Origin of the sequence: Vibrio comitans, assembly GCA_024346835.1 — a bacterium.
Taxonomy (GTDB): domain Bacteria; phylum Pseudomonadota; class Gammaproteobacteria; order Enterobacterales; family Vibrionaceae; genus Vibrio; species Vibrio comitans.
Genome location: AP024867.1, coordinates 890178 through 916016 on the forward strand (window position 1 = coordinate 890178; position 25839 = coordinate 916016).

At 46.1% G+C, this 25839-nt stretch carries 22 protein-coding genes; 15 read left to right on the forward strand and 7 right to left on the reverse strand.

What is annotated here, in order from left to right; translation table 11 throughout:
* Nucleotides 1-336: 336 nt before the first annotated feature.
* Nucleotides 337-2247: an arginine decarboxylase gene (gene speA / locus OCU46_RS17765; RefSeq protein WP_167495388.1), complete on the forward strand. Its 1911-nt coding sequence runs from the start codon at nucleotides 337-339 to the stop codon at nucleotides 2245-2247.
* On the forward strand, nucleotides 2248-3165 hold the full coding sequence (gene speB, locus OCU46_RS17770; protein WP_141271510.1) for an agmatinase: 918 nt from the start codon (nucleotides 2248-2250) through the stop codon (nucleotides 3163-3165).
* Nucleotides 3166-3255: 90 nt separating this feature from the next.
* Here the strand turns inward: speB and OCU46_RS17775 are convergent, their stop codons facing one another.
* Nucleotides 3256-4626 (reverse strand): L-serine ammonia-lyase, encoded by a 1371-nt coding sequence (locus OCU46_RS17775; protein ID WP_141271509.1) that lies wholly within the window; start codon nucleotides 4624-4626, stop codon nucleotides 3256-3258.
* A gap of 316 nt (nucleotides 4627-4942) precedes the next feature.
* Here OCU46_RS17775 and OCU46_RS17780 point away from each other — a divergent pair, with 316 nt between their 5' ends.
* The 12 genes from OCU46_RS17780 to OCU46_RS17835 all read left to right on the forward strand — a co-directional run bounded on the left by OCU46_RS17780 (nucleotide 4943) and on the right by OCU46_RS17835 (nucleotide 17265).
* The gene (locus tag OCU46_RS17780) at nucleotides 4943-5455 is read left to right on the forward strand and encodes an NUDIX hydrolase (RefSeq protein WP_141271508.1); all 513 of its coding nucleotides are present in this window, start codon (nucleotides 4943-4945) and stop codon (nucleotides 5453-5455) included.
* A 980-nt stretch (nucleotides 5456-6435) separates the two neighbouring features.
* Entirely contained in the window at nucleotides 6436-7239 is an 804-nt protein-coding gene (locus OCU46_RS17785; RefSeq protein ID WP_141271507.1) for a transporter substrate-binding domain-containing protein, read from the forward strand.
* Between the two features lie 14 nt (nucleotides 7240-7253).
* Nucleotides 7254-7922, forward strand: coding sequence for an amino acid ABC transporter permease (locus OCU46_RS17790; protein WP_141271506.1), 669 nt, complete (start codon nucleotides 7254-7256; stop codon nucleotides 7920-7922).
* Between the two features lie 12 nt (nucleotides 7923-7934).
* Nucleotides 7935-8585: an amino acid ABC transporter permease gene (locus OCU46_RS17795; RefSeq protein WP_141271505.1), complete on the forward strand. Its 651-nt coding sequence runs from the start codon at nucleotides 7935-7937 to the stop codon at nucleotides 8583-8585.
* Nucleotides 8572-9300 (forward strand): amino acid ABC transporter ATP-binding protein, encoded by a 729-nt coding sequence (locus OCU46_RS17800; RefSeq protein ID WP_141271504.1) that lies wholly within the window; start codon nucleotides 8572-8574, stop codon nucleotides 9298-9300. The genes OCU46_RS17795 and OCU46_RS17800 overlap by 14 nt, the downstream gene beginning before the upstream one ends.
* Before the next feature lie 25 nt (nucleotides 9301-9325).
* The gene (locus tag OCU46_RS17805) at nucleotides 9326-10144 is read left to right on the forward strand and encodes a MurR/RpiR family transcriptional regulator (RefSeq protein WP_141271503.1); all 819 of its coding nucleotides are present in this window, start codon (nucleotides 9326-9328) and stop codon (nucleotides 10142-10144) included.
* 21 nt (nucleotides 10145-10165) lie between these two features.
* Entirely contained in the window at nucleotides 10166-11167 is a 1002-nt protein-coding gene (locus OCU46_RS17810) for a bile acid:sodium symporter family protein (RefSeq protein ID WP_141271502.1), read from the forward strand.
* Between the two features lie 10 nt (nucleotides 11168-11177).
* Entirely contained in the window at nucleotides 11178-12371 is a 1194-nt protein-coding gene (locus OCU46_RS17815) for an amidase (protein WP_141271501.1), read from the forward strand.
* Nucleotides 12368-13942: a gamma-glutamyltransferase family protein gene (locus OCU46_RS17820; protein WP_141271500.1), complete on the forward strand. Its 1575-nt coding sequence runs from the start codon at nucleotides 12368-12370 to the stop codon at nucleotides 13940-13942. The genes OCU46_RS17815 and OCU46_RS17820 overlap by 4 nt, the downstream gene beginning before the upstream one ends.
* On the forward strand, nucleotides 13935-15167 hold the full coding sequence (locus OCU46_RS17825) for a pyridoxal-phosphate-dependent aminotransferase family protein (RefSeq protein ID WP_141271499.1): 1233 nt from the start codon (nucleotides 13935-13937) through the stop codon (nucleotides 15165-15167). Before OCU46_RS17820 ends, OCU46_RS17825 begins: the two co-directional genes overlap by 8 nt.
* 21 nt (nucleotides 15168-15188) lie before the next feature.
* Nucleotides 15189-16427: an allantoate amidohydrolase gene (locus OCU46_RS17830; protein WP_141271498.1), complete on the forward strand. Its 1239-nt coding sequence runs from the start codon at nucleotides 15189-15191 to the stop codon at nucleotides 16425-16427.
* A gap of 1 nt (nucleotide 16428) precedes the next feature.
* Nucleotides 16429-17265, forward strand: a complete 837-nt coding sequence (locus OCU46_RS17835) for a DUF5718 family protein (protein ID WP_141271497.1) — start codon at nucleotides 16429-16431, stop codon at nucleotides 17263-17265.
* A gap of 132 nt (nucleotides 17266-17397) precedes the next feature.
* Here OCU46_RS17835 and OCU46_RS17840 read toward each other — a convergent pair whose 3' ends face one another.
* Nucleotides 17398-18279, reverse strand: coding sequence for a DMT family transporter (locus tag OCU46_RS17840; protein ID WP_167495387.1), 882 nt, complete (start codon nucleotides 18277-18279; stop codon nucleotides 17398-17400).
* A 264-nt stretch (nucleotides 18280-18543) separates the two neighbouring features.
* On the opposite strand from OCU46_RS17840, the gene OCU46_RS17845 reads away from it, so the two are divergent.
* A complete protein-coding gene (locus OCU46_RS17845) occupies nucleotides 18544-20136 on the forward strand; it encodes a DUF4145 domain-containing protein (protein ID WP_244311409.1) in 1593 nt (530 codons plus the stop codon).
* 635 nt (nucleotides 20137-20771) lie between these two features.
* On the opposite strand, the gene OCU46_RS17850 is transcribed toward OCU46_RS17845, so the two are convergent.
* The 5 genes from OCU46_RS17850 to phnW form a co-directional block, all read right to left on the reverse strand.
* The gene (locus OCU46_RS17850) at nucleotides 20772-21800 is read right to left on the reverse strand and encodes a permease (RefSeq protein ID WP_141271495.1); all 1029 of its coding nucleotides are present in this window, start codon (nucleotides 21798-21800) and stop codon (nucleotides 20772-20774) included.
* Between the two features lie 132 nt (nucleotides 21801-21932).
* On the reverse strand, nucleotides 21933-22226 hold the full coding sequence (locus OCU46_RS17855; protein WP_141271494.1) for an ArsR/SmtB family transcription factor: 294 nt from the start codon (nucleotides 22224-22226) through the stop codon (nucleotides 21933-21935).
* A 122-nt stretch (nucleotides 22227-22348) separates the two neighbouring features.
* Complete coding sequence (phnX, locus tag OCU46_RS17860) at nucleotides 22349-23173, reverse strand: phosphonoacetaldehyde hydrolase (protein WP_141271493.1); 825 nt, start codon at nucleotides 23171-23173, stop codon at nucleotides 22349-22351.
* A complete protein-coding gene (locus OCU46_RS17865) occupies nucleotides 23166-24548 on the reverse strand; it encodes an aspartate aminotransferase family protein (protein ID WP_141271492.1) in 1383 nt (460 codons plus the stop codon). The genes phnX and OCU46_RS17865 overlap by 8 nt, the downstream gene beginning before the upstream one ends.
* Nucleotides 24548-25651: a 2-aminoethylphosphonate--pyruvate transaminase gene (phnW, locus tag OCU46_RS17870; RefSeq protein WP_141271491.1), complete on the reverse strand. Its 1104-nt coding sequence runs from the start codon at nucleotides 25649-25651 to the stop codon at nucleotides 24548-24550. The genes OCU46_RS17865 and phnW overlap by 1 nt, the downstream gene beginning before the upstream one ends.
* Nucleotides 25652-25839 lie beyond the last annotated feature (188 nt).

Sequence of the window (25839 nt, forward strand, 5' to 3'; positions counted from 1 at the left end):
AAGATCCTGAATCAAGTTCAGGATGACGAAAGCGGGGTCACCCAACCACCGTCATCCTGGAAACTACGCATTAGTTATCCAGGACCTTAGAGCACACGAAAGCCTGTCATAGGCACTCTCTATGATCCTGACTTTCGTCAGGATGACCAGTTCAGGGTCTCCGGCAACCCTTTCATTTATCCTAACGACAAAATCCTTTTGTTGGACTCAGCGCCCATTTTATCCGTTAATGCGCCCCGCACGGCGGCAAAAACGAAACCGAATGAACCCGTGTTAGGTTTGGCTTCAGGTTCTGCTGAGTCATTTGTCCTTCCTCTTGTCTTTGTGAGATTTGACGTGGAAAAACTTTCTAAACTTGACCGTGTTCGTGCGGATTACAACGTTCATTACTGGAGCCAAGGCTTCTACGGTATCGATAATCAAGGTGAGGTGTATGTATCACCGCGCAGCGATAATGCGCACCAAGTACCGTTGAGTAATATTGTTTCTCAATTAGAGCAAAAACAACTTAACTTGCCTGTTCTAGTAAGGTTTCCTCAAATCTTACATCAGCGTGTGCATGGTATCTGTCAGGCGTTTAATCAAGCGATAGCAGAGTACCAGTACCCAAATAATTACTTGTTGGTCTACCCAATCAAGGTGAACCAGCAAAAAGAAGTGGTCGATGAGATCTTAGAAAGTCAGGCTCAGCTTGAAACTAAGCAGTTAGGCCTAGAAGCAGGCAGTAAACCAGAATTGTTGGCTGTGTTAGCACTAGCGCAAAAAGCCAGTTCAGTGATTGTGTGCAATGGCTACAAAGACCGCGAATACATTCGTTTGGCGTTGATTGGTGAAAAGCTTGGGCACAAGGTATTCATCGTACTGGAGAAACTCTCTGAGCTCGATTTGGTACTTAAAGAAGCAAAAGATTTAGGAGTGACACCTCGATTAGGTCTGCGTATTCGCCTTGCTTCGCAAGGTGCAGGCAAGTGGCAATCAAGTGGTGGCGAGAAGTCTAAGTTTGGGTTGGCTGCTTCTCAGGTATTGTCGGTGATTGAGCGCTTGAAGAAGGAAGACCAACTAGATGCATTGCAGTTAGTTCACTTTCATCTCGGCTCTCAGATGGCGAATATTCGCGATATTCGAAACGGTGTGAATGAGTCTGCTCGCTTCTATTGTGAACTACGTGCAATGGGCGCAGGCATCAAGTTCTTCGATATTGGTGGCGGTTTGGCGGTGGACTACGATGGTACGCGCAGCCAGTCTTCTAGCTCGATGAACTACGGCTTGATTGAGTACGCGCGCAACATTGTCAGTACGGTAGGTGACGTCTGTCAGCAGTACGAGCAACCGGTTCCGACGATTATCTCGGAATCAGGACGTTCTCTGACTGCGCATCACGCGGTATTGATTACCAATGTGATTGGCACTGAGGCGTATTACCCAGAAGCAGTTGAGGCTCCACATCAACTTGCTCCAACGCTGCTACAAAATATGTGGCGTAATTGGGAAAGCCTACAAGATGGCAGTGACGCGCGTGCTCTAATCGAGATCTACAATGATACACAGAGTGATTTAGCTGAGGTGCACTCACAGTTTGCAACGGGTGTGTTAAACCTTGAGCAACGAGCGTGGGCAGAACAGCTTTCACTGCGAATTTGCTTCGAGCTAAGCCGTCAGATGAGCAACAAAAATCGCTTTCATCGTCCAATCTTGGATGAGCTAAGTGAGCGTTTAGCGGATAAGTTCTTTGTGAACTTCTCTCTATTCCAATCTATGCCGGATGCATGGGGTATCGATCAGGTATTTCCTGTCCTTCCTCTATCAGGGCTAGAGAACGTTGAAGATCGCCGTGCAGTGATGCTGGATATCACTTGTGATTCTGATGGTGCCATCGAGCAATATGTTGAAGGTCAGGGCATTGAGAAAACTCTGCCAGTACCTGCTTGGAACAAGGATAAACCATATTTAATGGGCTTCTTCTTAGTTGGGGCCTACCAAGAAATTCTTGGCGACATGCACAACTTGTTTGGTGATACACACAGCGCGGTTGTGACAGTAGATGAGAATGGTGAATCGATTATTGAGCGTATCGATGAAGGGGATAGCGTGGAAGACATGATGCGCTATGTACACATCGATGTAGACAAAATTCGTGACAACTATCGTGACTTAGTGGCTCAGCGCGTCGATGCGAATGAGCAACAAAAAGTGCTAGAAGAATTAGAAAGTGGCCTGATGGGATACACTTACTTAGAGGATTTTTAAATGGATGATTTGTTTACTAAAACTGATTATTCGCTTTACTCAAACTCTATGAGTTTTATGCGCAGGCCTTACCTGCGAGACCCTGTCTCAGCAGAGGCTGATCTTGTGGTATTCGGTGTGCCATTAGATTTGGCGACCTCGGGAAGATCGGGTGCTCGTATGGGACCTGATGCAATACGCAGAGCATCGGTCAATTTAGCGTGGGAAGGTAAGAAGTTCCCTTGGGATTTCAATGTATTCCATCGCGCAAAAGTGATTGATGCGGGTGACTTAGTATTTGATAGTGGTGATGCAGAAGGCTTTACCACACGCCTTGAAGCGGCAACTGACGCCATTTTAAAAAGTGGCAAAACAATGCTAGCACTGGGCGGGGATCACTTTATCACGCTACCTATACTGCGAGCGTACGCGAAGCATTATGGCGAGATGGCATTGATTCACTTTGATGCTCATACCGATACTTATGCGCATGGCAGTGCGTATGATCATGGCACCATGTTTTATCATGCGCCAAACGAAGGCCTTGTTTCACCGGAGCACTCGGTGCAAATCGGCATTCGCACTGAGTATGAGAAAAAGGACCATGGTTTTACTGTGATTAATGCCATGCAGGCAAATGATCAGAGTGCAGACGAGATTGTGGCTCAGATTCGTAAGGTGATTGGTGAAAAGCCAGTGTATGTGACCTTCGATATCGACTGCTTAGACCCTGCATTCGCGCCTGGCACAGGAACGCCGGTATGTGGCGGATTAAACTCTGACAAGGTGCTTAAAATTTTGCGTGGTTTGGCTGGAGTGAATATCGTTGGCATGGACGTAGTGGAGGTCTCTCCTGCATACGATCATGCGGACCTAACCGCTCTAGCAGGCGCAACAATTGCGTTGGAGTTGATGTACGCTTGGGCATCTAACCGCTAGCGAAAGTGATAGTTCTGCCCTAATAAAAAAGGCATGTCGATGTAAGTCGGCATGCCTTTATTTTTTCAAGTAATACTTAGTACAGCAACTCTATTCACACGGCGGAGCAAGGTGAATCATTGCCAGTCCACCAAGGGATGTCTCGCGATATTTCTTGTTCATATCTTTACCCGTTTGATACATGGTATCGATAACATCATCTAGAGAAATCAGGCACTTACTAGAGCGTTTCAGCGCCATGCGAGATGCATTAATTGCCTTCATCGCACCCATTGCGTTACGCTCGATACAAGGTACCTGAACCAGACCGCCGATAGGGTCACACGTCATGCCCAGTGAATGCTCCATTGCAATCTCTGCGGCGATACAAATTTGCTCGTTACTGCCACCACGTAGCGCTGTTAAGCCAGCAGCTGCCATTGATGAAGATACGCCTACTTCACCCTGACAACCTACCTCTGCACCAGAGATCGAAGCATTGGTCTTGTACAAAATACCGATAGCGCCAGAAACTGCCATAAAGTCTTTAAGCTGCTTAGTGTCTAGCTCTTTAATAAAGCGGTTGTAGTACATGAGCACCGCAGGGATAACGCCAGCCGCACCATTGGTAGGAGAAGTCACAACCTGACCACCTGCAGCATTTTCTTCACTCACTGCAAAGGCAAAGAGGTTGATCCAATCCAAGATCTCCATAGGATCGTTTTCAACCAAAGCATTCGCTTCTAGCTTCTTCAGCAAGTTAGGTGCACGACGCGTAACATTGAGTCCGCCATCTAAAATGCCTTCGGTTTCAAAACCGCGCTCCATACATAGGCGCATTACTTTCCAAATCTGGTCTGCCTTGGCATTGATGGCGGCGGTATCTTGGAAGGCAAGTTCATTGCGAAGCACCATACCACCAAGGCTTAAGCCGTTTTTCTCAGCTTGAGCTAGCATCTCATCGGCACTGGCGAAAGGAAATTCTACCGAAACATCTTTGGTCTTTTTGCCGTGTTGCAGTTCATCCTCTGTTGCAATAAAGCCGCCACCAATCGAGTAGTAAGTTTCAAAACCTACACGAGTACCTGCAGCGTCAAACGCCGAGATAGTCATACCGTTTTCATGCAATGGCAGGTTGTCGGTATGGAACAGAATGTCTTTATCGTAATCAAAATCAATTAGGTGATGGCTGGCAATATTCATTTTCCCATCGCTAATGGCGCTTCGCATCTCAGCGTTAGCACTAGAGATTTTGATTGTGTCAGGGCGATTGCCAAGTAGGCCAAGAATCGAAGCACGATCGGTATGGTGACCTTTACCTGTAAGAGATAGCGAGCCGTACAAATCCACCTGGATGCGGACTACCTTCGCCACATCTTGTTGAATAAGTTGCGTAAAATGATACCCAGCAAGCATAGGACCGTTGGTATGAGAGCTAGAAGGACCGACACCTATTTTGTAGATATCAAAAATTGAGTACATATTCTTTACCTATTACGACAATACGGCTAAAAGCCAGTTAGGGGCATGAAGCACAACCAAGTTTTGAAGGTTTACTCTTCAATAATAGCTGTACATCAACTGAGCTACCATAAACGCATCACTACCTAGAGTGAGCAATCAGCAATTGAAGTTCTTATGATGTGAGCGGAATATACAGTAATAAGCTAGTTAAGGTGAATAGGTTGTCTGTAAAAGAAGTCAGAAACGACGTGCTTGCAACATTTGATAGATTGTAAACCCTTGCTATGAATAATAAAGTGAAGCAATTCCATGTATTCAATCTAGGTGTCAATCAATGCTTTACTGCCCTAAGTGCGGAGTTAAGAGCTTAACCACGATTAAAAATCAGTTTAACTGTCGCGAATGCGACTTCACCTACTTTCAAAATATGGCGGCGGCGGTAATGGCAGCTGTCATCAAGCAAAACGCCAATTCAGAAACACTGCTCCTAGTTGCCACTCGTTCGCGCGAACCCGGCAAAGGGCAATGGGATTTACCTGGTGGGTATGTTGACCCCGGTGAAAGTGCTGAAACGGCGTTAAACCGCGAGTTAAAAGAAGAAATAGGTGTAGAACCGAAGGCATTTAGCTACCTGACTTCCTTTCCAAATGTTTACCCTTATAAAGACGTGGTCTACACAACCTGCGATATGGTGTTCATTGTCACGCTTGACGACGATGCAAAAATTATCGCTGATGACGATGTTGAAAGCCTAAGCTGGATGCCAGTGAATGAGATAGATTTAAATGGGTTTGCGTTTGAATCAACTAAGCAGGCTGTGTCTGCGCTTAGGGCGCATTTGGGTTAACCGTGTCTTTACGTTGTGTCTAATTGAGTTCTGCACTTTCTAAGGTTCTGGATAAGCTCTTTGAGCTTTCCAGAATGACGTTGTTGTAATTGGCGTAGTGAGTGCTGCTGTTTAGCACCGCACAAACTCACCCGTCGCCATCCTAGAAGTTGCAGAGCAACTATCTAGGAACTTGGAAGCAACTGAACTCACCAATTTATACGTTAAGCTCTTTTGAGCTTTCCACAATGACGTTTTTGTAATTGGCATAGTGTGTGCTGCTGTTTAGCGCGGCACTAACTCACACGTCGTCATCCTAGAAGTTGCAAAGCAACTATCTAGGAACTTGGAAGCAACTGAACTCACCAATTTATTGGTTAAGCTCTTTTGAGCTGTCCACAATGACGTTTTTGTAATTGGCGTAGTGTGTGCTGCTGCTTAGCACTGCACTAACTCACACGACGTCATCCTAGAAGTTGCAGAGCAACTATCTAGGAACTTGGAAGCAACTGAACGCAATAGTTTATAGGTTAAGCTCTTTGAGCTTTCCAGAATGACGTTTTTGTAATTGGCGTAGTGTGTTGCTGTTTAGCACCGCACAAACTCACCCATCGTCATCCTAGAAGTTGCAAAGTAACTATCTAGGAACTTGGAAGCAACTGAACTCACAATTTATAGGTTTAGCCCTTTCAAGCTTTCCACAATGACGTCGTTATTATTGCCTTAGCAGGCGTTAGTCCTCACATCGTCATCCTAGAAGTTGCAGCGCAACTATCTAGGATCTTAGCTACAACCAAACCCCGCCATGCGTCGTTATGGCGCAAGCATTGCACCAAATAAATCATTTATCGTTTCATTTCAACAAGTTCACTCTCATCTATAAATGCTGTCAGGCCCCTGATTACCTAGCGTTAATAAGTATTTTTTTATTTTTGGCACGTTCGTTGCAGTAGTTGAATCAGTTGTTCCAATTGTTTCATTTCTTTATAAGGAAATACCATATGAACGTTTCTACCAAAGTATTTAAGGCAGTACTCAAAACCGTTTTGACCGCATCTTTGTTGCTGAGTGCTCAAGTGGCTAGCGCCAACCAATTAGACGCTATTAAAGATAGTGGCGTATTAAAAGTGGCAGTACCACAAGACTTCCCTCCATTTGGTTCGGTAAATATTAATCTTCAGCCACAAGGCTATGACATCGATATGGCGCAATACCTTGCCGATCAGATGAAAGTAAAGCTTGAGCTTGTACCTGTGACCAGTGCTAACCGCATTCCTTACCTGCAAACACGTAAAGTCGACCTAGTGATTTCAAGCCTGGGTAAAAATCCAGAACGTGAGAGAGCGATCGATTTCACTGATGCCTATGCTCCTTTCTTCCTTGGTGTGTTTGGTAGTGATGCTGAAACGGTATCTGCTCCAGAAGAACTAGCAGGTAAAACCGTTGGTGTAACGCGTGGCTCTGTGGAAGACATCGAGCTGAGCAAGATAGCGCCAAAGGGCACAACACTAAAACGCTACGAAGACAACAATGCAACACTATCTGCATACCTATCTGGCCAAGTAAGCTTGATTGCTACAGGTAACCTAGTCGTGACCGAAATTGCTAGCCGAAATCCAGCTAAAGCGCCTCAGGTTAAGTTCATGCTGAAGGATTCTCCATGCTACATCGGCATTAAGAAAGGCGATACTGAGCTACTAGATGAGATCAATGTTCTTATCAAACAAGCGAAATCACAGGGTGAGCTAGAGAATATTTCTCAGAAGTGGCTTAAGGCGCCATTTCCAGCTTCACTTGGCGCTTAATTAGGAACCCATCAATGAGCTATCAACTTGATATCGCAGGTCTTGCTCCGTACTTGCCCCAGCTCCTTACCGGAGCTTGGGCCACCGTTAAGTTAACGACCATTTCTACGGTAGGTGGCCTACTACTGGGTACCTTGTGTGCTGCGGGACGCATCAACAGCTATCGTTGGCTGCGTTTGCTTTGTGCTAGTTATATAGAAGTGATTCGAAATACGCCGTTTATTGTGCAGCTGTTTTTTATCTTCTTTGGTCTGCCAGCTATTGGCTTAAAGCTAACGGCATGGCAGGCAGGTTGTATTGCCATGGTGATTAACCTTGGTGCATACAGCGCAGAGATTATACGCGCAGGGATTGAAGCAGCGCCAAAGGGGCAATGGGAGGCAGGGCGAGTATTAGGTCTTACCAACCGTCAAACCTTTATGCATGTCATTTTGCCACCGGCTTATCAGCGTGTTTATCCAGCGATTACTAGCCAATGCATCATCGTGATGCTCGGCTCTGCTGTCGTGTCGCAGATTTCTGTTGAAGAACTGACGTTTGCAGCCAACTTTGCACAGTCACGAAGCTTTTTAAGCTTTGAGGCGTATTTGGTGACTGCCTTGATCTACTTGCTGTTATCCATGCTCATGCGCCAAGTCTTTGCCATGGTGAAGCAAGCAAGCTTCAAAAACCCATCTTTATAGGAGATCTCAGACATGATGGAATTTACTGACTGGGACATTTTGCGAAACCTTCTGATGGCGGCGCGTTGGACTGTTTTATTGTCCCTAATCGCATTTGTCGGTGGTGGCATTATTGGCGCCTTGTTGACCTTCCTACGCAGTACTCGAAATGTCGTATTTACTCGCCTCATTCAAGTGTATGTGGAGATATTTCAAGGTACGCCACTCTTGATGCAGCTGTTTCTAACCTTCTTTGGTTTATCTCTACTCGGGATAGAAGTCAGCGCTTGGTCTGCTGCTATTTTGTCTCTGACTTTATTTAGTAGCGCATTTTTTCATGACATCTGGCGCGGTTGTATCGACTCCTTGCCTAAAGGTCAATGGGAAGCTTGCCGCACACTTGGTCTTACTTACTTGCAGAGCATGCGTTACATCATTGCACCTCAAGCAATGCGCATGGCTATTGCGCCTACCGTTGGTTTTTCGGTGCAGATTGTTAAGGGAACAGCGTTGGCATCGATTATTGGTTTTGTTGAGCTCACTAAAGCTGGAACCATGCTTAACAACGCGACCTTCGAACCGTTCAAGGTGTTTGCTTTTGTAGCCCTACTTTATTTTGTTATCTGTTTTCCACTGTCTTTATTAGCCCGCCACTTGGAGAGTAAAAATCATGCCACTCGTTAGTGTAGAAAAAGTCCATAAATACTATGGCGAAAATCACGTATTAAAAGGTGTAGATCTAAAGATTAATGCGGGTGAGGTGATCTCCATTATTGGTCGCAGTGGCTCTGGAAAAAGTACGCTATTGCGCTGTATGAACGGTCTTGAGACCTATGAAGAAGGTGTCATTATCGTTGATAGCCAAGCGGTAGAAGATGATGACTACAAACTTAGACTTCTTAGTCGCAGTGTTGGCATGGTATTTCAAAGCTTCAACCTATTTCCGCACAAGACGGTCGGTGAGAACGTCATGCTTGCACCAAAACTGGTGTTAAAGAAAAGCCCACAAGAATGTCGAGAGATAGCGAAAGAGCTGCTTGAAAAGGTAGGCCTTGCTGACAAGTTTGATGCCTATCCTGGCAACCTGTCTGGTGGTCAGCAGCAGCGTGTAGCCATTGCTCGCTCTTTGGCTATGAACCCTAAGGTACTGCTATGTGACGAGATTACATCGGCGCTCGATCCGGAGCTTGTTGGGGAAGTACTTAAGGTTTTAGAGCAACTCAAGGCTGAGGGAATGACCCTAATCTTAGTGACCCATGAAATGAACTTTGCTCGCGATGTAGGTGACAAGGTGGTGTTTATGAATGAGGGCAAAGTTTGGGAGACAGGGGAAAGCAGTCAAGTATTTGCAAACCCACAAACGCCTGAACTACAAGGCTTTTTGTCTGCAGTACGTTAACTCATTCTATTTGTAGGAGCGCTCAATGAGTCCCATCAGTAACCCGTTAAGTGAACGAATTATCCGACACTACTCAGAGCTGACCAAAAGCAATCGTCGCTTAGCCGATTATTTACAGCTCAATCCTGAAAAAATCCTGATGCTATCAACCAATGAGATAGCGGAAGCATGTGAGGTGTCGAAGGCGAGTGTAAGCCGATTTATTCGCAAACTGGGTTATGAGGATCATGTAGCGCTACGCAATGAACTACTGAGTGAACGCGATAAAGGCGCGCCAGTGATTACCGCTCCAGCAGAAGAGAAAGAGCTTCAGCAAGAGCTTCTCTCTCTTGAACAGCTGTGGGCACAGCTCAGTGAATTGGATTTGACTGATCTTACCGAAAAACTGGCATCGTCTAAGCGAATAAAAATCATTGGTTATCGTAATAGCTATCCATTGGCGCTGCACTTTAGACAGCAGTTGATGCAATGTCGTGGCAATGTTGAATTGTTGCCAACGCCCGGACAAACCATAGGTGAGGACATTGCCTCAATTACTGATGAGGATTTTGTCATTGTTATTGGTATTCGCAGGCGCGTTAATCATTTTGGCAAAATCCTAGAGTCCTTGGCAGAGCATGACACTTTGCTTATCACCGACCAGTCAGGACAAAAGTACATATCTAGCGTCTCACACTACTTGATTTGTCATATGAACAATCAGAATCCGTTAGATAGCTACGCAGCCCCAATGAGCTTGATCTCCTACTTAGTCAACACGGTTTATCGTCATTTAGGGGCTGAAGCAATCAAGGTTAGCGGCAAGATCAGCTCTCAATACTCGCAACTCGACGAACTTGAATAAATTAGAGAAGTAATCCTAACAATGAACATAGTAAGTAAACTAAAAAAAGAGTGGTTTCTAGTCGGGATGGTCATTGCCATTGCCCTAGCGACCATAACGCCAGATCTAGGTAAAAGCGGAGGAGCGATTCACCTAGATAGACTGACGGGTATTGGTGTTGCCATCGTATTCTTCTTACATGGGTTGGGCTTGGCACCAAGTGCTATCAAAGCGGGTTTGAGCAACTGGCGTCTGCACTTGTTTATCCAGTCAGCTACCTTTATTTTTTACCCACTGCTGTGGGTCATTTTTGGTGATGTATTCCTAGCCTATATGCCTGCAGCGCTTGCTTTTGGCTTTTGCTATCTCTTTGTACTGCCAAGTACCGTGTCGTCTTCCGTTGCTATGACCAGCGTGGGCAAGGGAAATGTCCCAGGCGCTATCTTCAATGCTTCTCTCTCTAGCATTATCGGTGTTCTGATCACTCCGTTCTTGATTCAGCTATTTATGGGCTTTGAAGGAGCAGAGCTAAACCTGATGGACTCTGTAGTGTCGATAGCCAAGCTGTTGCTATTGCCAATGCTAGTGGGGCAGCTTGCACGTCCGTTGCTGCTTGCCTTCGCGGAAAAACACAAAGCAGTGGTCAATAAAGTAGATAAATACGTCATCTTACTGATTGTCTATAACGCGTTCTGTGATTCAGTGGCAAATGGCATCTGGCAAACCTTCTCTATCGCAATGCTGGCAACGACCATCGCTGTTTGTGTTGTCGTGCTGATGGTAATGATCCACCTATTTCAGTGGGGAGCACGCAAGAGTGCCTTTAGTCGCGAAGATGAAGTGGCTGCAGTATTTTGTGGCACTAAGAAAACCCTTGCCGCCGGCGTTCCTATGGCTGCGGTAATTTTTGGTTCGGACCCATCTTTAGGCATGATTTTGTTGCCTATCATGCTGTATCACCCAATTCAGATTTTCTACTGCGCAGTGATGGCAAACCGTTACGCGAAGAGTGCAGAGCAAGATCTCGCCGTTATGGCGAAGTAATGGAGGCATGATGAATACACGTCAACACGATACCAGTCTCTATTGCCAGCAAGGCCCTCTTGGATTAGCCCCCATCAATCAAGGGGTGCTTGATGGCGCTAGCTTCGTATTTAAAGACTTATTTGATGTCGAAGGCTTTACTACAGGTGCAGGAAACCCAACGTGGCTTGCGACGCACCCAACCGCGAAAAGTACATCGCCCATTATTGAAACTCTGCTTAAACAGGGAGCAAGTTGCGTGGGTCGAGTTCAAACTGATGAGCTTGCCTATAGCCTGAATGGCACAAATGTTCACTATGGCACGCCCTTGAATCCGCTTGCACCTGACTGTATTCCCGGTGGATCTTCGAGTGGCAGCGCAGTGGCCGTAGCCCTTGGGCATGCTGACTTTGCCATCGGTACTGATACAGGTGGTTCGGTACGTGTGCCTGCCAGTTACTGTGGTTTGTATGGTCTTAGGCCCACATTAGGCTCACTCACTCTTGAACACTGCTTTGAACTGTCTTCGAGCTTTGATACTACGGGGGTGTTTACTCGCAACCTTACGATGATGAAGACGGTGTTTAGTGCTTTAAACCAAGAGGTTCAGCCAGTCGAGAGAATCGATACCTTATATCTTGATCAGGACCTTGCTCAGTTCTTGAGTAAAGAACGCCATCAAATGCTGGTTAAATGGTGTGAAAATGCGGGTATTAGCCTTAAACCGGTACGATTTTTGGCTGACATTGGTTTAAACCTGAGTTCTCTAAGCTTGATGTTCCGCACTATTCAGGGCTACGAGATTATTCAAACTCATGGGCAATGGCTTAACCAACATGGTGAGAGCTTAGACCCAAGGATTATGCAGCGCGTGGAATGGGCTCGAACTATCAGCGAAGATGACTATCTGTCTGCTAAGAGTGAACAGGCGAGCTTTACTCATGCGCTAGTTAATAATATCAGTATGTTAAAGGGCGCTTGGTTATTGCCTACCACACCAATGGGGCCACCAAAGCTAAATACGAGCGACTCATCTCTTGCTCAATATCGAACCGAGCTTATGGGATTAACCTCTATTGCCGGTCTTGCAGGTCTTCCTCAGTTGCACCTACCTATGCCAGGGCTGATTGAGGGCCCAACAGGGATCTCCTTGATGGGACTTGCCAATAGTGAATCAACGCTAATTGAGACGGCAGAGCAAATGCTAGAAGGAGAATGGGCATGAGCTTTCAAACTGCCTTTACTGCGCCTCATTCAGAAGCCGCCAAAGTTGGACAGTCGATACTGGACACAGGAGGCACAGCAAGTGAGGCAATGGTAGCTGCGGCTGCTATGGTGGCTGTGCAATATCCGCATATGAACAGCATTGGTGGCGATGGATTTTGGTTAATCTGTAAAAAAGATGAAACGCCTATTGCCATTGATGCCTGTGGCGCTGCTAGCCTGTCGGTTAATCCTGATGCTTACCGAGGCCAAGGTAAACCGCTACCAGAAAGTGGCGGAGCATCTGCGATTACCATGGCTGGTACGGTGTCTGGTTGGGATAAGGCCCTGCAACTCAATGGCGGTGAGTGCTCATTACAGCAACTGCTGTCACCGGCGATCGATGCGGCCAAAAATGGCATTCGCGTGACGCAAAGCTTAGTGAATGCTAGTGAGAAAACCTTACAGCGCTTGGGCGGTGATGAAGAGTTTGCCAAATTATACCTAAAACAAGGTCAGCCTCTAGCCCTTGGTGACACGGTCAAGAACCCGGCTTTGGCTTCGACATTAACAGCCTTGATTGAACATGGACTTGATGACTTCTACCGTGGTGAAACAGCAAGCCGCATAGCATCAGATCTAAAAAAAGCAGGCAGTCCGATCTCTCTTGAGGATCTTAATCAGCATCAGGCGAAAGTATTACCACCTCTGAATGTGAACATTTCAAAGGGCAAGCTGTTTAACTTCGGTGCACCCACTCAAGGAGTTGCTTCATTACTCATTTTGGCAATCTACGACAAGCTTGCTAGCCAAGCTGAGCAAGAGATTGACCACATACACCTGTTGGTTGAAGCGACTAAGCAGGCATTCATTATCCGTGATCGCGTTGTCACCGATGAATCTTATCTTGAGCAGCCTCTACAATCTTTGCTTACCGACGAGGTGATCCAGCAATGTGTGTCTGGTATTTCTGCTACGCAAGCACAGGTATGGCCTCACGTTGCTAAGCCGGGCGATACCATTTGGATGGGAGCTACGGATCAGTACGGCACTATGGTGAGCTTTATTCAAAGTATTTACTGGGAGTTTGGTTCTGGAGTGGTGCTGCCGGAGACGGGAGTTTTATGGAATATCCGCAGTCAAAGCTTTTCGCTAGACCCATTACACCACAATGCCTTGCTGCCGGGTAAGAAGCCATTTCACACCCTTAATCCTGCTTATGTCGAGCTTAACGATGGTCGCCGTATGGTCTACGGAACCATGGGAGGCGAAGGCCAACCGCAGACTCAAGCTTGTCTATTTAGCCGTTACCTTTATCAAGGCAAAACTCTTTCTCAATCGGTTGCCGAGCCTAGATGGTTACTGGGCAGAACCTGGGGTGACTCAACTAATAACCTCAGATTGGAGCAAGCACTTTATCAACAGCATGCAGAAGAGCTGACCCAGATGGGACATGACGTCACTGTAGTAGCTGACCAAAACGAATTAATGGGCCACGCCGGCGCCGTTGTACTGAATCCACAAGGGGACGCATCTGCAACCAGCGATCCTCGTAGTGATGGAACCTATTTTCTTGGAGAAACACATGACTAACAACACTGTATTTGAAACTCTAAATCCACCTCAGCGCATGTTAATGGGTCCTGGCCCAATCAATGCTTACCCTAGAGTTCATCAAGCCCTTTCATCTTCTCTGATTGGTCAATACGATCCGGTGATGACAGGCTATATGAATCAAGTTCAGCAGTTGTATCGCGGTGTTTTTCAAACTGAGAATCAACAGACCATGCTGGTGGACGGTACTGCTCGCTCCGGTATAGAGGCTGTCTTGGTGTCGATATTGCAGCCAGGCGATAAAGTGCTTATCCCTGTAATTGGCCGCTTTGGTCACTTGCTGTGTGAAATTGCAGAGCGTGTAGGTGCTAAGGTGAAGACTATTGATATTGAGTGGGGTGAGGTGTGCCCACCAGAGGCAATAGAGAAAGCCATCAAAGAGTTTCAACCTAAGCTTTTAGCGACGGTACAAGGGGATACCTCTACCACGATGAATCAGCCTCTAAAAGAGATGGGAGAGATCTGCCAACGTTACGATGTGCTGTTCTACTGTGACGCTACGGCTTCGGTAGCGGGTAACCACCTTAAAACCGATGAATGGCACCTTGATGCTGTGTCTGTGGGTTTGCAAAAGTGCTTGGGAGGCCCGTCGGGCAGTGCGCCAATTACACTAAGCGATCGTTGTGCCGAGGTGATCAATCGCCGCAAACACATTGAAGCTGGGATCCGAGCGGACCACCATGTTGCTGGTGACGAGGCGATGATTCAATCCAATTACTTCGATCTTGCTATGGTGATGGACTACTGGGGCCCAGAGCGCCTTAACCACCATACTGAAGCGACAAGTATGCTGTATGCCGCTCGTGAGTGTGCACGCTTGTTCTTAGAGGAAGGAGCGGACCAAGTGGTTGCACGTCATAAAATAGCGGGTGACGCAATGGCATCAGGCTTACGTGCTATGGGATTAGAGCTGTTTGGTAATCCGCAGTTCAAGATGAATAACGTTGTGGGAGTCTATATTCCGCAAGGCGTTGACGGAGAGAAAATTCGTCTTGAGCTGCTGCACCGCTTCGGTATCGAGATCGGCACGTCATTTGGCCCGCTACATGGCAAGATCTGGCGTATTGGCACTATGGGCTTTAATGCTCGTCAAGAATGCGTACTGACCACTTTAGCGGCATTGGAGTCGATCTTAATCAAACACAAAGCGAAGATTATTCCGGGGCAAGCGGTCGTTGCTGCCATGGAACACTACGGTCACTAATTGCACATAGGAACGTAAAGAATGACGCAAGGTAGCGGCGAGAAAATATTACAAAGGGCCGATGAAATGGCCCAATTTAGTGCGATGGAGAAAGGGCTAACTCGAGCTTATCTTACTAAAGAGCACAAACATGCCCACCAGCAATTGTCTGATTGGATGCTTGATGCCGGGCTAGAGGTTTGGCAGGACAGTGTTGGAAATCAATGGGGAAGAAAAGTCTCAGCAAACCCAACGCAGCCTACAATCATCATCGGCTCTCACAGTGATACTGTGGTTAATGCAGGAAAATACGATGGTAACTTAGGCATCTTGCTTGGACTAGAGGCCTTAGAGCAACTCAGCGGTGTCGACCTGCCGTTTCATGTGGACTTGGTCGCTTTTGCTGATGAAGAAGGGGTGCGCTTTAATACCACGCTTATCGGATCAAGCGCAGTGGCAGGATGCTTTCAACCAGCATGGTTGGATATCAAAGACAGCCAAAACATTGCGATGGGTGAGGCTATGTTGAGCTTTGGCTTAGCCCCAGAGCAAGCAGGCAAAGACGCACGCTTACCCGAGGATGTGCAGGCCTATCTAGAAGTACATATAGAGCAAGGTCCCGTGTTGGAGGATCTTAATCTTCCTGTTGGCGTAGTGACGGGAATTGCAGGTGCTAAGCGTTATCAATTTACTGTTAAGGGAATGGCGGGCCACGCAGGGACCGTGCCACATACTCTGCGTATGGACGCGTTATGTGGGGTTGCTGAGATGGTAAGTACCATAGAGGCTTATGGTCTAGAGCATAATGTGGTTGCTACTGTGGGCAAGTGCAATGTGAAGCCTAGTGCGGTAAACGTCATTCCTGGTGAAGTGACATTCTCTCTTGATATTCGCAGTGCAGTACAAGGTGATTTAGAAGTGGCGTGCAGTGAACTTCACTTTCAGCTTGAACAGATCGCTCAGCGCCGTCAACTGACACTGGCCTCTGAAATGACCTACCAGGCAAGTGCCGTGCCTTGTCATCCACAATTGCAGCAGCAGTGGGGCGAGGTTGTTAAACAACAAACGGGCAAAGAGGCGTGCTTCTTACCAAGCGGAGCAGGCCATGATGCTATGGTGATGGCTAACATCACGGATATCGGGATGCTATTTGTGCGTTGCGAGAAAGGCATTAGCCATAACCCTCGTGAGCAGGTCAATGAGCAAGATGTCACTGCTGCCTTGAATTGCTTGATTGATATGGTGCAGCTTATGGCTAATCCAGATTCTGCAGAGGATTGATATGAACGATTATCAACACCTTGTAGGTTTCGGTATTGCCGGCAATAGTGCCGGTCACCTAGATCAAACGGGAGAAATCACAGCACTTGAGGTTAGTGATGAAAATGACAAACCTCGCGCTTTGTTTCCCGTTTATATTCCTGATGTTCGCGAGAGTTACTTGAGCGTGGTTCCCTACTCACAGAACACCTTATTGCTACCCGATGACGTTAATGCGCGAGTGCAAATGGAGCCCGAGTTAGCGGTTAGGTTTTCTGTACATAAGCCATCGCACGACCATGCTATTCAATTAACGCCACATGCTATGACAGTAGCCAATGACGCTACATACCGAAACTGTGACGCTCGGAAGTTAGCCCAGAAGAAAAACTGGGGGGAGGCTTCCAAAGGACTGGCCAGTAAGGAAATCACGCTAGAGCGATTTGATAGTGGCTTAGAGCATCTTCGTCTTTGTGGCTTTCATTGCAGTGGGGGCACTTGGCGAATGACGGGCAAAGATACAGCCTTAACAGAGTACACCGTCTTCTATGATGATTTGACGCAGTGGATTAATCAGCAAATCGTCATTCAAAGGGAGGAAGGTGCCTTACATGATGTCCAAGAGTTGATAAAAGCGTCCGATTATTCTAACGATATTTACGTCATGGTAGGCGCAGTTCGTTATACCGAATATGGAGAAACCCACAACTTGCAGGCAGGGGATGAGACAGCTGTTATTCTCTATGACTCAAGAACAAACAGCCTACAACAAATACAAGCTGAGTTAGAACAGCATGGTCAATGTGTGGGTGAGAGAGTAATTAGCTTGATTCAAAGGGTTAAAAGGCGTGACCGATAGCTTCAAATTATTGAACATTGCTGAATCGAAGATCCTAGATAATGACGTTGTCATTTCTAGGATGACCTCTCTGTTTCATACATTTCCGTCATCCTGACGAAAGTCAGGACCTTAGGTCCAACCTAACCCGCCCTACTGCCACATTACCAAACCAGCCGCTACCGCAACCAGTAATAGCGCAACAATGTCCTTTCTTGGGATGCTTTCTTTCAAGTAGAAGTAGGAAACTAACATAGTAAAAAAGATCTCGACTTGCCCTAATGTCTTCACGTAGGGCACAGCTTGCAATGACATGGCGCTGAACCAACCAAAAGAGCCGACAAAACTGGCGATAGTGGTCATGATGACTAGCTTTGGTTTGCTGAGCATTTGCTTCAATGTTTCTCTATCTCTAATGAGCAGATAGCTTGTCAGCATAACGGTTTGCAACAAAATAACGATGAATAACACCCACGCAGCGCGGTGGGGAAATGGCAAGGCTAAGCTGAGACTTGCCTCTCGTATCCAAAGGGAGGTAAGGGCAAAAGCACTGCTACAAGCTAAACCCAATGCAGCAGTATTGAGGGATATGCTGCGAAAGCCCTGCGGGCAACTGAGGATCAATACGGCAACGCCGCCTATTAATACCCCTATCCAGCCAAGAAACGTCAAGCTTGTGCCAAAGAATAGCACTCCCAAAAAAGCAGAAACTGGCGCTTCAGATTTAGCCAGACCAGCGCCAATAGCGAAGTTCTTTTGCTTGAACAGTACCACCATAAGCGCAGTGGCGACTATCTGCATGATGGAGGCGCCTATTAAGAAAAACCATGAGTGCTCGGTGAAGGTAGGAAGTTCAGTAGGTTGCCATTGATAGAGTGCTACAAGGTAAATTAGCGCTAGCGGACTCGCCCATAGGAATCGTGCCAGAGTCACCCCAGTCACATTGAGTGTCTTGCTCAGTTGACTCTGAAACGCATTGCGCCACGCTTGACTAAAAGCGGCCAAAAAAGTGAAAAGAATCCAGCTCACAATCATCCTTGGGTGAATAAAATTAACAACTTACTATCCTACATGGACAGTACGTGATGACAACCAGTAACGTCATCCTGAGCTATATTCCGGCTCTTCAGAAAATTAGAACTTAATCCCACATATAGAATCGATTCGTCATCCTGAGTTCAACTCAGGATCTTAGCGCCACCTCAGTTTGCCTATAAAACATACATCTTTGTTACGGGACATTATTTGTCGCCTACCTGGCTATTATTACCGCAAATAATTAATAATAAGGCTTACATTATGTCTCAAGCACAACATGATTCATTCCACACAACCCAGTCAGTTGATAACTACGCTTTCTTGCAAAGTGAGCTTAACGAATTGTATATCCAAGCAATACAGGCAGAAAAGTATGCCTCGTCAGATACGCAGTCGAGCTTGGCTAAGATGCGCCTATTTGTTGAACTGGCGTGCCATGAACTCGGGCGTTTCTATGGTCTTATACCGCCAGTTTCTGGTGACTTGATCAATAAACTTAAGCAACTTGAGGCCTCTGGAAAGGTTGATGCTTGGGTGATTGAAAGTATGAACACTCTGCGTCATTTGGGTAATCAATCAGTACATATCAGCGAAAGTCATGGTCACTTTGTGGCGCAAATTACCTTGTCTCATTCCCGTATGCGTGAACTCATGCAAGAGATGCATGAAATTGCTAAGTATGTAGCAGGTAAGTTACTGAGTATTGGCAACAATCAGATACCTGAGTGGCAAGAAAATCATACCTTAGAGTTAGCAGACTCAGTCGCTCTTGCGTTAAGTGGCAGCAGTCAATCAAGTTACAGTATTGCTCAGCACTTCTTAGATAAGCTTTCTTCTAAAGAGTTTGCGAGTAAACAGCAGCGCGCTAGTTGGCAGCTTGATTTGGAGTATTGGTCAAACAAAGCGATTCTTCAGGGCTGCACTTGTATATGGCTGTTAATGGCTAATGCCTACGCCGAAAAACAGCTAGTGGATAAAACCTCAACACAGATCAAAGAGCTCTACAAAAAAGCGCTTCAATACGATAAAGACGGAGAGGCATTGCTTGGATTTGGTCAATATCTCACTCGTATTGAAGAATCGAAGCTAGGGCTCGACTATCTAGCGGAAGCTGCGATGAAAGGTAATCATCAAGCTCTGTCGACTATGCTTTCGGTAACCTACAAGCTAGATAATAAAACGTATTTAGAGTTTATTCAGCAAGGTCTAAAGGTTCAACATAAAGCTTCTTTGACTCTAGATTTGTTTGAGAAAATTAAGCGTTATGAGGCAGACCCGCAAGATGAAGTCGCACTACGCTCACTACGTTCCGGCTTGATAGAGGCACAAGCAAAGAGAGCCCCAGCATTGAATTTTTTCAAAGGTTATGCGGCATTTATTTCTGACAGTAAAGCAGTATGTAAAGGGCTATCTGTGCAACAGAGCGCAGATATGATGGTTGAGTCTTATGAGGATTTGCCAATTGCATTGGAAGTGGAAGCTCTATTGGTAGATGTAATTGCGTTGGCTGAGGGGCATCAAGAGTTCTTAATCAAGATCTTTGACCGAGCGGTAGCACAAACGGAAGATTCGCAAAAGATTGCACACATCAAGTCCGTGGTTGCGCTGCGCTCTATCGATCTGTTTAAAGAAGTGCGCTCAGTGAAAACCCCAATGCCACTTCGCCAGATGCTTCAAGAGGCGGCCAATGAAGGAGACGCCCAAGCACGAACCTACATCAACTCTACCGAAGGCAAAGCACTACTTAAAAAAGGTGGTTTTGGCGTGGAAGGTAATGTTGGCCGCAAGGCTGGGGTTAAAAAGGCGAAAGATAGAAAGAAAGGTAAGGTAGCTAAGAAGGCTCGTCGTAAGTAATGTAATAAAGAACGTCATCCTGGAAGTTGCGGAGCAACTATCCAGGATCTTGGTGAGTGATTATCTAAGCTTTGTGCGCTCTAAGGTCCTGACTTTCGTCAGGATGACGTTGTGGGTTGGGTTATGTCGGTGCGATTTACATGGTGGTACCGCTAGCACACCAATAACATAACGTCATCCTGGAAGTTGCGAAGCAACTATCCAGGATCTTGGAGAGTGACTATCTAAACTTTGTGCATCCTAAGGCCCTGACTTTCGTCAGGATGACGCGGTGGTTTGGGTTATGTCGGTGCGATTTACATGGTGGCACATCTAGCACATCATCAACAACGACGTCATCCTGGAAGTTGCCGAGCAACTATCCAGGATCTTGGTGGGTGATTATCTAAGCTTTGTGCACTCTAAGGTCCTGACTTTCGTCAGGATGACGTTGTGGTTTGGATGATGGGGTGGTTTGGGTAATGTCAGTGCGATTTACTTGGTGGCACTGCTAGCACATCAATAACAACGACGTCATCCTGGAAGTTGCGAAGCAACTATCCAGGATCTTGGTGAGTGATTATCTAAACTTTGTGCATCCTAAGGTCCTGATTTTCATCAGGATGACGCTGTGGTTGGGGTGACGTTTCTATTGTTTAAAACAAGTAGCTATACAAAACACCTGCGCCCATTGCCATGCCTAGGATTACCGTCAAGAATGCTACAATCATTTGATTCTTGAAGATAGATTTAAGCAAGATCACTTCAGTCAAACTTGCGCCTGCAGAGCCGATGATTAACGCCATTACTGAACCTAGAGCCATACCTTTTTTAACCAAAGCTGCGCTAAGAGGAATGACGGCTTCAGCGCGAATGTATAGCGGGATACCTATGACTGCTGCCACTGGGATTGCGTACCATACATTGTCACCCGCATATTTAGCGATGAGATCCGTTGGGATAAATCCATAAATAAATGAGCCAATAAAGATACCCAACATTAAGTACGGTAATACTTGCTTAAAATCTTTCCAAGTTGAGTTCCAGATGCGCACCCAGCGGCTTGGCTCTACTTTCTCAATGGCTAATGTGCCGTCACAGTTAGTTTTCACTTCAACTTGTTCTGCAGAAGACTCACAGCAGCTCGTCGCTGGCTTTGGTTCACCACAAGTTGAGGCTTTTGGAGTGTCATCACAGCTAGTGCCGCAAGAGCCTGTCGAGGTATCAGCTTGATATGCCTCTTCGCGAACGTATCTCTCAAAGCCCAGTTTTTCAAGAACATAGCCAGCTACTACAGATACTGTCATTGCGATTGCAAAATAGAATAGTGCTACCTGCCAGCCAAATGTCACTACAAATAATCCAATGATCACAGGATTAAGTAGAGGACTTGCAAACAAGAACACCATCATTGGGCCAAATCCAGCTCTAGCTCTCAATAGACCTTTTAAAAACGGGATGGTTGAACATGAGCAAAAAGGGGTAATTGAGCCAAGTAGGGCAGCGACAAAATACCCTTTGCCGTTTTTCGAGCTCAGGATCGATTGGATCTTTTCAGGTGTAATAAACTCTTGCAGCACGCCTACCAAGTAGCTGATGGCAAGAAATAGCACAGTCAATTCTGCAGCTAAGAATAAAAACATGTGACCGGCTTCTTGCGCCATGGTCATGATTTCGTTGTTCATAATGGTAAACTCTATATTTCGAATGTATTGGAATTATAGAAATGTAACGGAGTGAGTCAAGATTTCATTTCGATAAAAATGGAAATATATAATCGGGAAAAGTTAAATCATTGAAAGTAAAGAGATTAAAAATTACTCACATTCGTCGATACAACATTCATTTTGTAGAAAATCAATAACCGTGTTGAGGTTCTCGTAGAGTGCGGAGCAGTATAAGGTGCGCCCTTCACGACGTTGTGTGATGAGATTTGCAGAAGAAAGGCTAGAGATGTGATGTGACAATGTAGAGCCAGGAATTTCTAGTTCCTGCTGAATATCACCGACAGGGATGCCTTTGTGACCCGCGCGAACCACCTGTTTGTAGATGGCAAGACGAGTAGGGTGACCGAGTTCTTTAAGGGCTTTTGCGACTTGTTCTAATTGCATGGGGATCTCCAGTAGATATTTCCATGTTAGTGGAAATTAAACTGGCAGTAAAGTAGTCCTAGCTTTCAGCGGGTAGTTTGCAACTGCAAGCTAGGGCTACCACTTATGGAGCTAATTGGTCTCTACGGTCTTTCGCCTGCCATTAGTCTGCGCTCAATATCCGCGATAACCTCAGGGAAATCAGCAATCGTATCAATCAAATAATGCGGGTTACTTTTTTCTAGCTTAGCTCGAGCTTTATCTCGGCCTGCTTGTAGTGTGGCCTCATCTGCATCTAGGTACTCTTGAAGTGTTAAACCTGCTTCGTTACCCGATAGCAATAAACCAACAGTCCACATGCCAGCGTTATGGCCTTCATCAATGCCAGGGGCAGCGTCATCAACCTTGATACAAGTGCGAACATCGCTAACACCCAGTTCAATGACGTTTTTTAGTGCCATAAATGGCGCTGGACGACCACCTTGGGGAAGATCATCAGTGGCTACAACACAATCTGGCTGATAGCCATAATCAGAAGCCGCCGCAATCAGTATATCCATGACTTGTCGCGGGTAGCCTGAGCAAGAGCCTATCTTAATGTTCTTATCTTTAAGCCCTTGAATAACGTCAAGTGCATGAGGAATCGGCGCAGCGTGATCCGCCACCTTTGCCTTTTGCAGTGGCATGAAGGTTTGATAGATGTTGTCGATATCTTGGGTGCCCATTGGCTGTCCAAATCGTTCAACCCAGCGAGCATCGACTGAAGGAATTCGGCCTACAGCTTGGATATGGTCCCATTTGCCAAGCCCCATAGGCTCGCGCGCCTCTTCTAATGTCAGGTCAAAATCGTATTCTCTCTTGAACGCTTCAACAAAGATGCTAGTTGGTGCAAATGAACCAAAGTCCACAATGGTGCCAGCCCAATCGAAGATGACGGCTTGGATTGGCGAAAGAGTTGAGTTAGACATAATTGAAATCCTTACATACTTTTGCAATCGCACTTTCGAATATTTGAAGTGCACTGGTGAGTTCTTGACGAGAAATAATCAGAGGTGGACTTAGCTGAATCACATTACCTTGTGAGACCTTAAAGCTCAGGCCATCATTTAAACATTGATATAAAACTGCTTCGGCCTCATCGAAGGCACGCTCTTTAGTCACATGATTGGTGACCAGTTCCACCCCCCACAGCAGTCCAATGCCTCGCACATCTCCTATGACTGGATATTGTGCTTTCATGCGTTCTAGCTCGGCTTTTACGTACAGACTATCTTGACGCACTTTGTCCAGCAGCTGGTTATTCTCAATGGTTTGGATAGTGGCAAGAGCGGCAGCGCAACCAATAGGGCTTTTTTCATGGGTATAATGACCAAGTGAGACTTGGGCCGCCGTGTTGTATTTGTCTTTGGTTACCATGGCTGCAATTGGCACTACACCGCCACCAAGGCCTTTGCCAATACACAGAATATCCGGTTCAATATCATAGGCTTGGTGGGTAAACCATTCGCCGCTACGTCCCATTCCATTAGGAATATCGTCGATGATTAGCATCACGCTGTGCTTATCACAAATCTCACGTATTCGCTTCCAGTAGGCCTTGCTTGGTACTTGTACATCTGTGTTGCGAACAGCCTCAGCAATGAAAGCGCCAATGCCACCTTCTTTTTCAATAACGTATTCTAAATAGTCCGCATAATGCACATCGCTACCATCTTGAGATGGAAGAGCGCCTCGATAGGAAACTGCTGGAGGAATACGTTCTACACCTGACATCAGCGGGCCCATTCCTTCACGAAAACAAGCTTCACCGCCCACAGATATGGCGTCTAAAGAGGCTCCATGGAAAGAGTCCCATAGAGACACTACCTTGAAGTTGTTGGTGATGTGACGAGCAAGCTTTAGCGCCATACCGACCACAGAGGTACCACCAGGTGCAAACAGGACTCGATTTAGCTCGCCACCACAAATCTCCGTCAGCTTTTCAGCGCAGCTAACGGCTGTTTCGTTGGTAAAGCGACGTGGAGAGAAAGGCAGATTTGCCAATTGTTCGGTAATGGCATTAACTACCGCTGGGTGACCATGGCCAAGCTGGTGGACATTGTTGCCGTGAAAATCCATGTACCTTTTACCGTGGGTATCTTCTAGATAGATTCCATCCGCACCTTCAAGTGAATCAAGGCAAGGCGTCGACATCGCTTGATGTAGAAACACCTCAGAATCTCGCTTTAAAAGGGCTTGGGTAGGTGCATGTTGTAAAGACTCATTCCACTTAGTTCGCGCAGGGGTAGTATTTATATCCCCTTCGCTTCGAAAGTGCGTAGGCTTTGCAGTAGCTGTCGTCATTATGCAATCTCCCAGTACATGCTTTTCTTAACAGCACCAATTAAGCGTTTAATGTCGGCTGGATAGACTTCACCTATGTTGCCAATGCGAAAGCAATCGGCGTTAGAGACTTTGCCTGGGTAGATAACAAAGCCTTCTTCTTTTAGTCGGTCATAGAATGCTTTGAACTGATAGTCGCGATTTTTTGGTGAGTAGAATGAGGTGATAATTGGTGAATGAAGCGCCTCATTTAATAACGGTGCGAAACCGAGAGAGCGCATGCCTTGCACTAAGGTTTGTTGGTTTTCTGTATAGCGAGCCTCTCGAGCCTCAATGCCGCCTTCTTGCTCAAGCTCAAGCAGTGCTTGATAAAACGCTCGCACGGTGTGAGTCGGTGAAGTGAAGCGCCATTTACCGTGATTGTCTTGCATGCACTTCCACTGAGCATAAAGATCTAGGCTTAGGGAGCGAGCGAGACCGCTACATTTTTCCAGTTCACTTTGCTTTGCAATAACGAAACCAAATCCTGGTACGCCTTGAATACACTTATTGGCTGAGCTGATCATAAAGTCGACGCCCATCTCGCCAATATCCATCTGGATTCCACCAAAGCTAGACATAGCATCAAGAATAACCACTTTGTTATAGCGCTTAGCAACAGTGATTAACTCATTGATTGGGTTTAACATTCCTGTCGTGGTTTCACAATGAACAACTGCAAGGTGGGTAATGTCACTATCGCGTTGAAGCAGCTCTTCAACCGCTTGAACTGAGGGTTGGCTAGTTTCTCCCGGCGCTAATACTTCACAGGCAATATTAAGGTAGTTGGCAATTTCTGCCATTCGTGCGCCATAAGCGCCATTGTCCACCACCAATAGTTTGCCATTGTGAGGAATAGACGAACCTATAGTCGCTTCAACAGAGGCTGTGCCACTGCCCTGCATTAATACGCAGGTATAACCGGTGCTCTTTGTAGCCAGTTTTACCAATTTGCTACGAATGACCTCAACGATCTCTTTATTGTACTCATCATCCCAAGTACACCAGTCTTTAAGCATTGCCTCACGAACGGTTTCAGAAGTTGATAAAGGGCCGGGTGTCAGCAATAGATATTCATTTTGCATTATCTTGTCTCTTTGGACTATACCAATTAATGTAAGTACCATAACAAGACAACTATCGATGGGTAAATAGTCAAAAAGCAGGTTTCATAAAACCTTCATCTAGCTACTTAAAATGACAATAATTACTCGATTTCGTCTTATAAATGCCATTTTTTGTTCATTTAACCGTAATCTAAGCGCTCTAACCT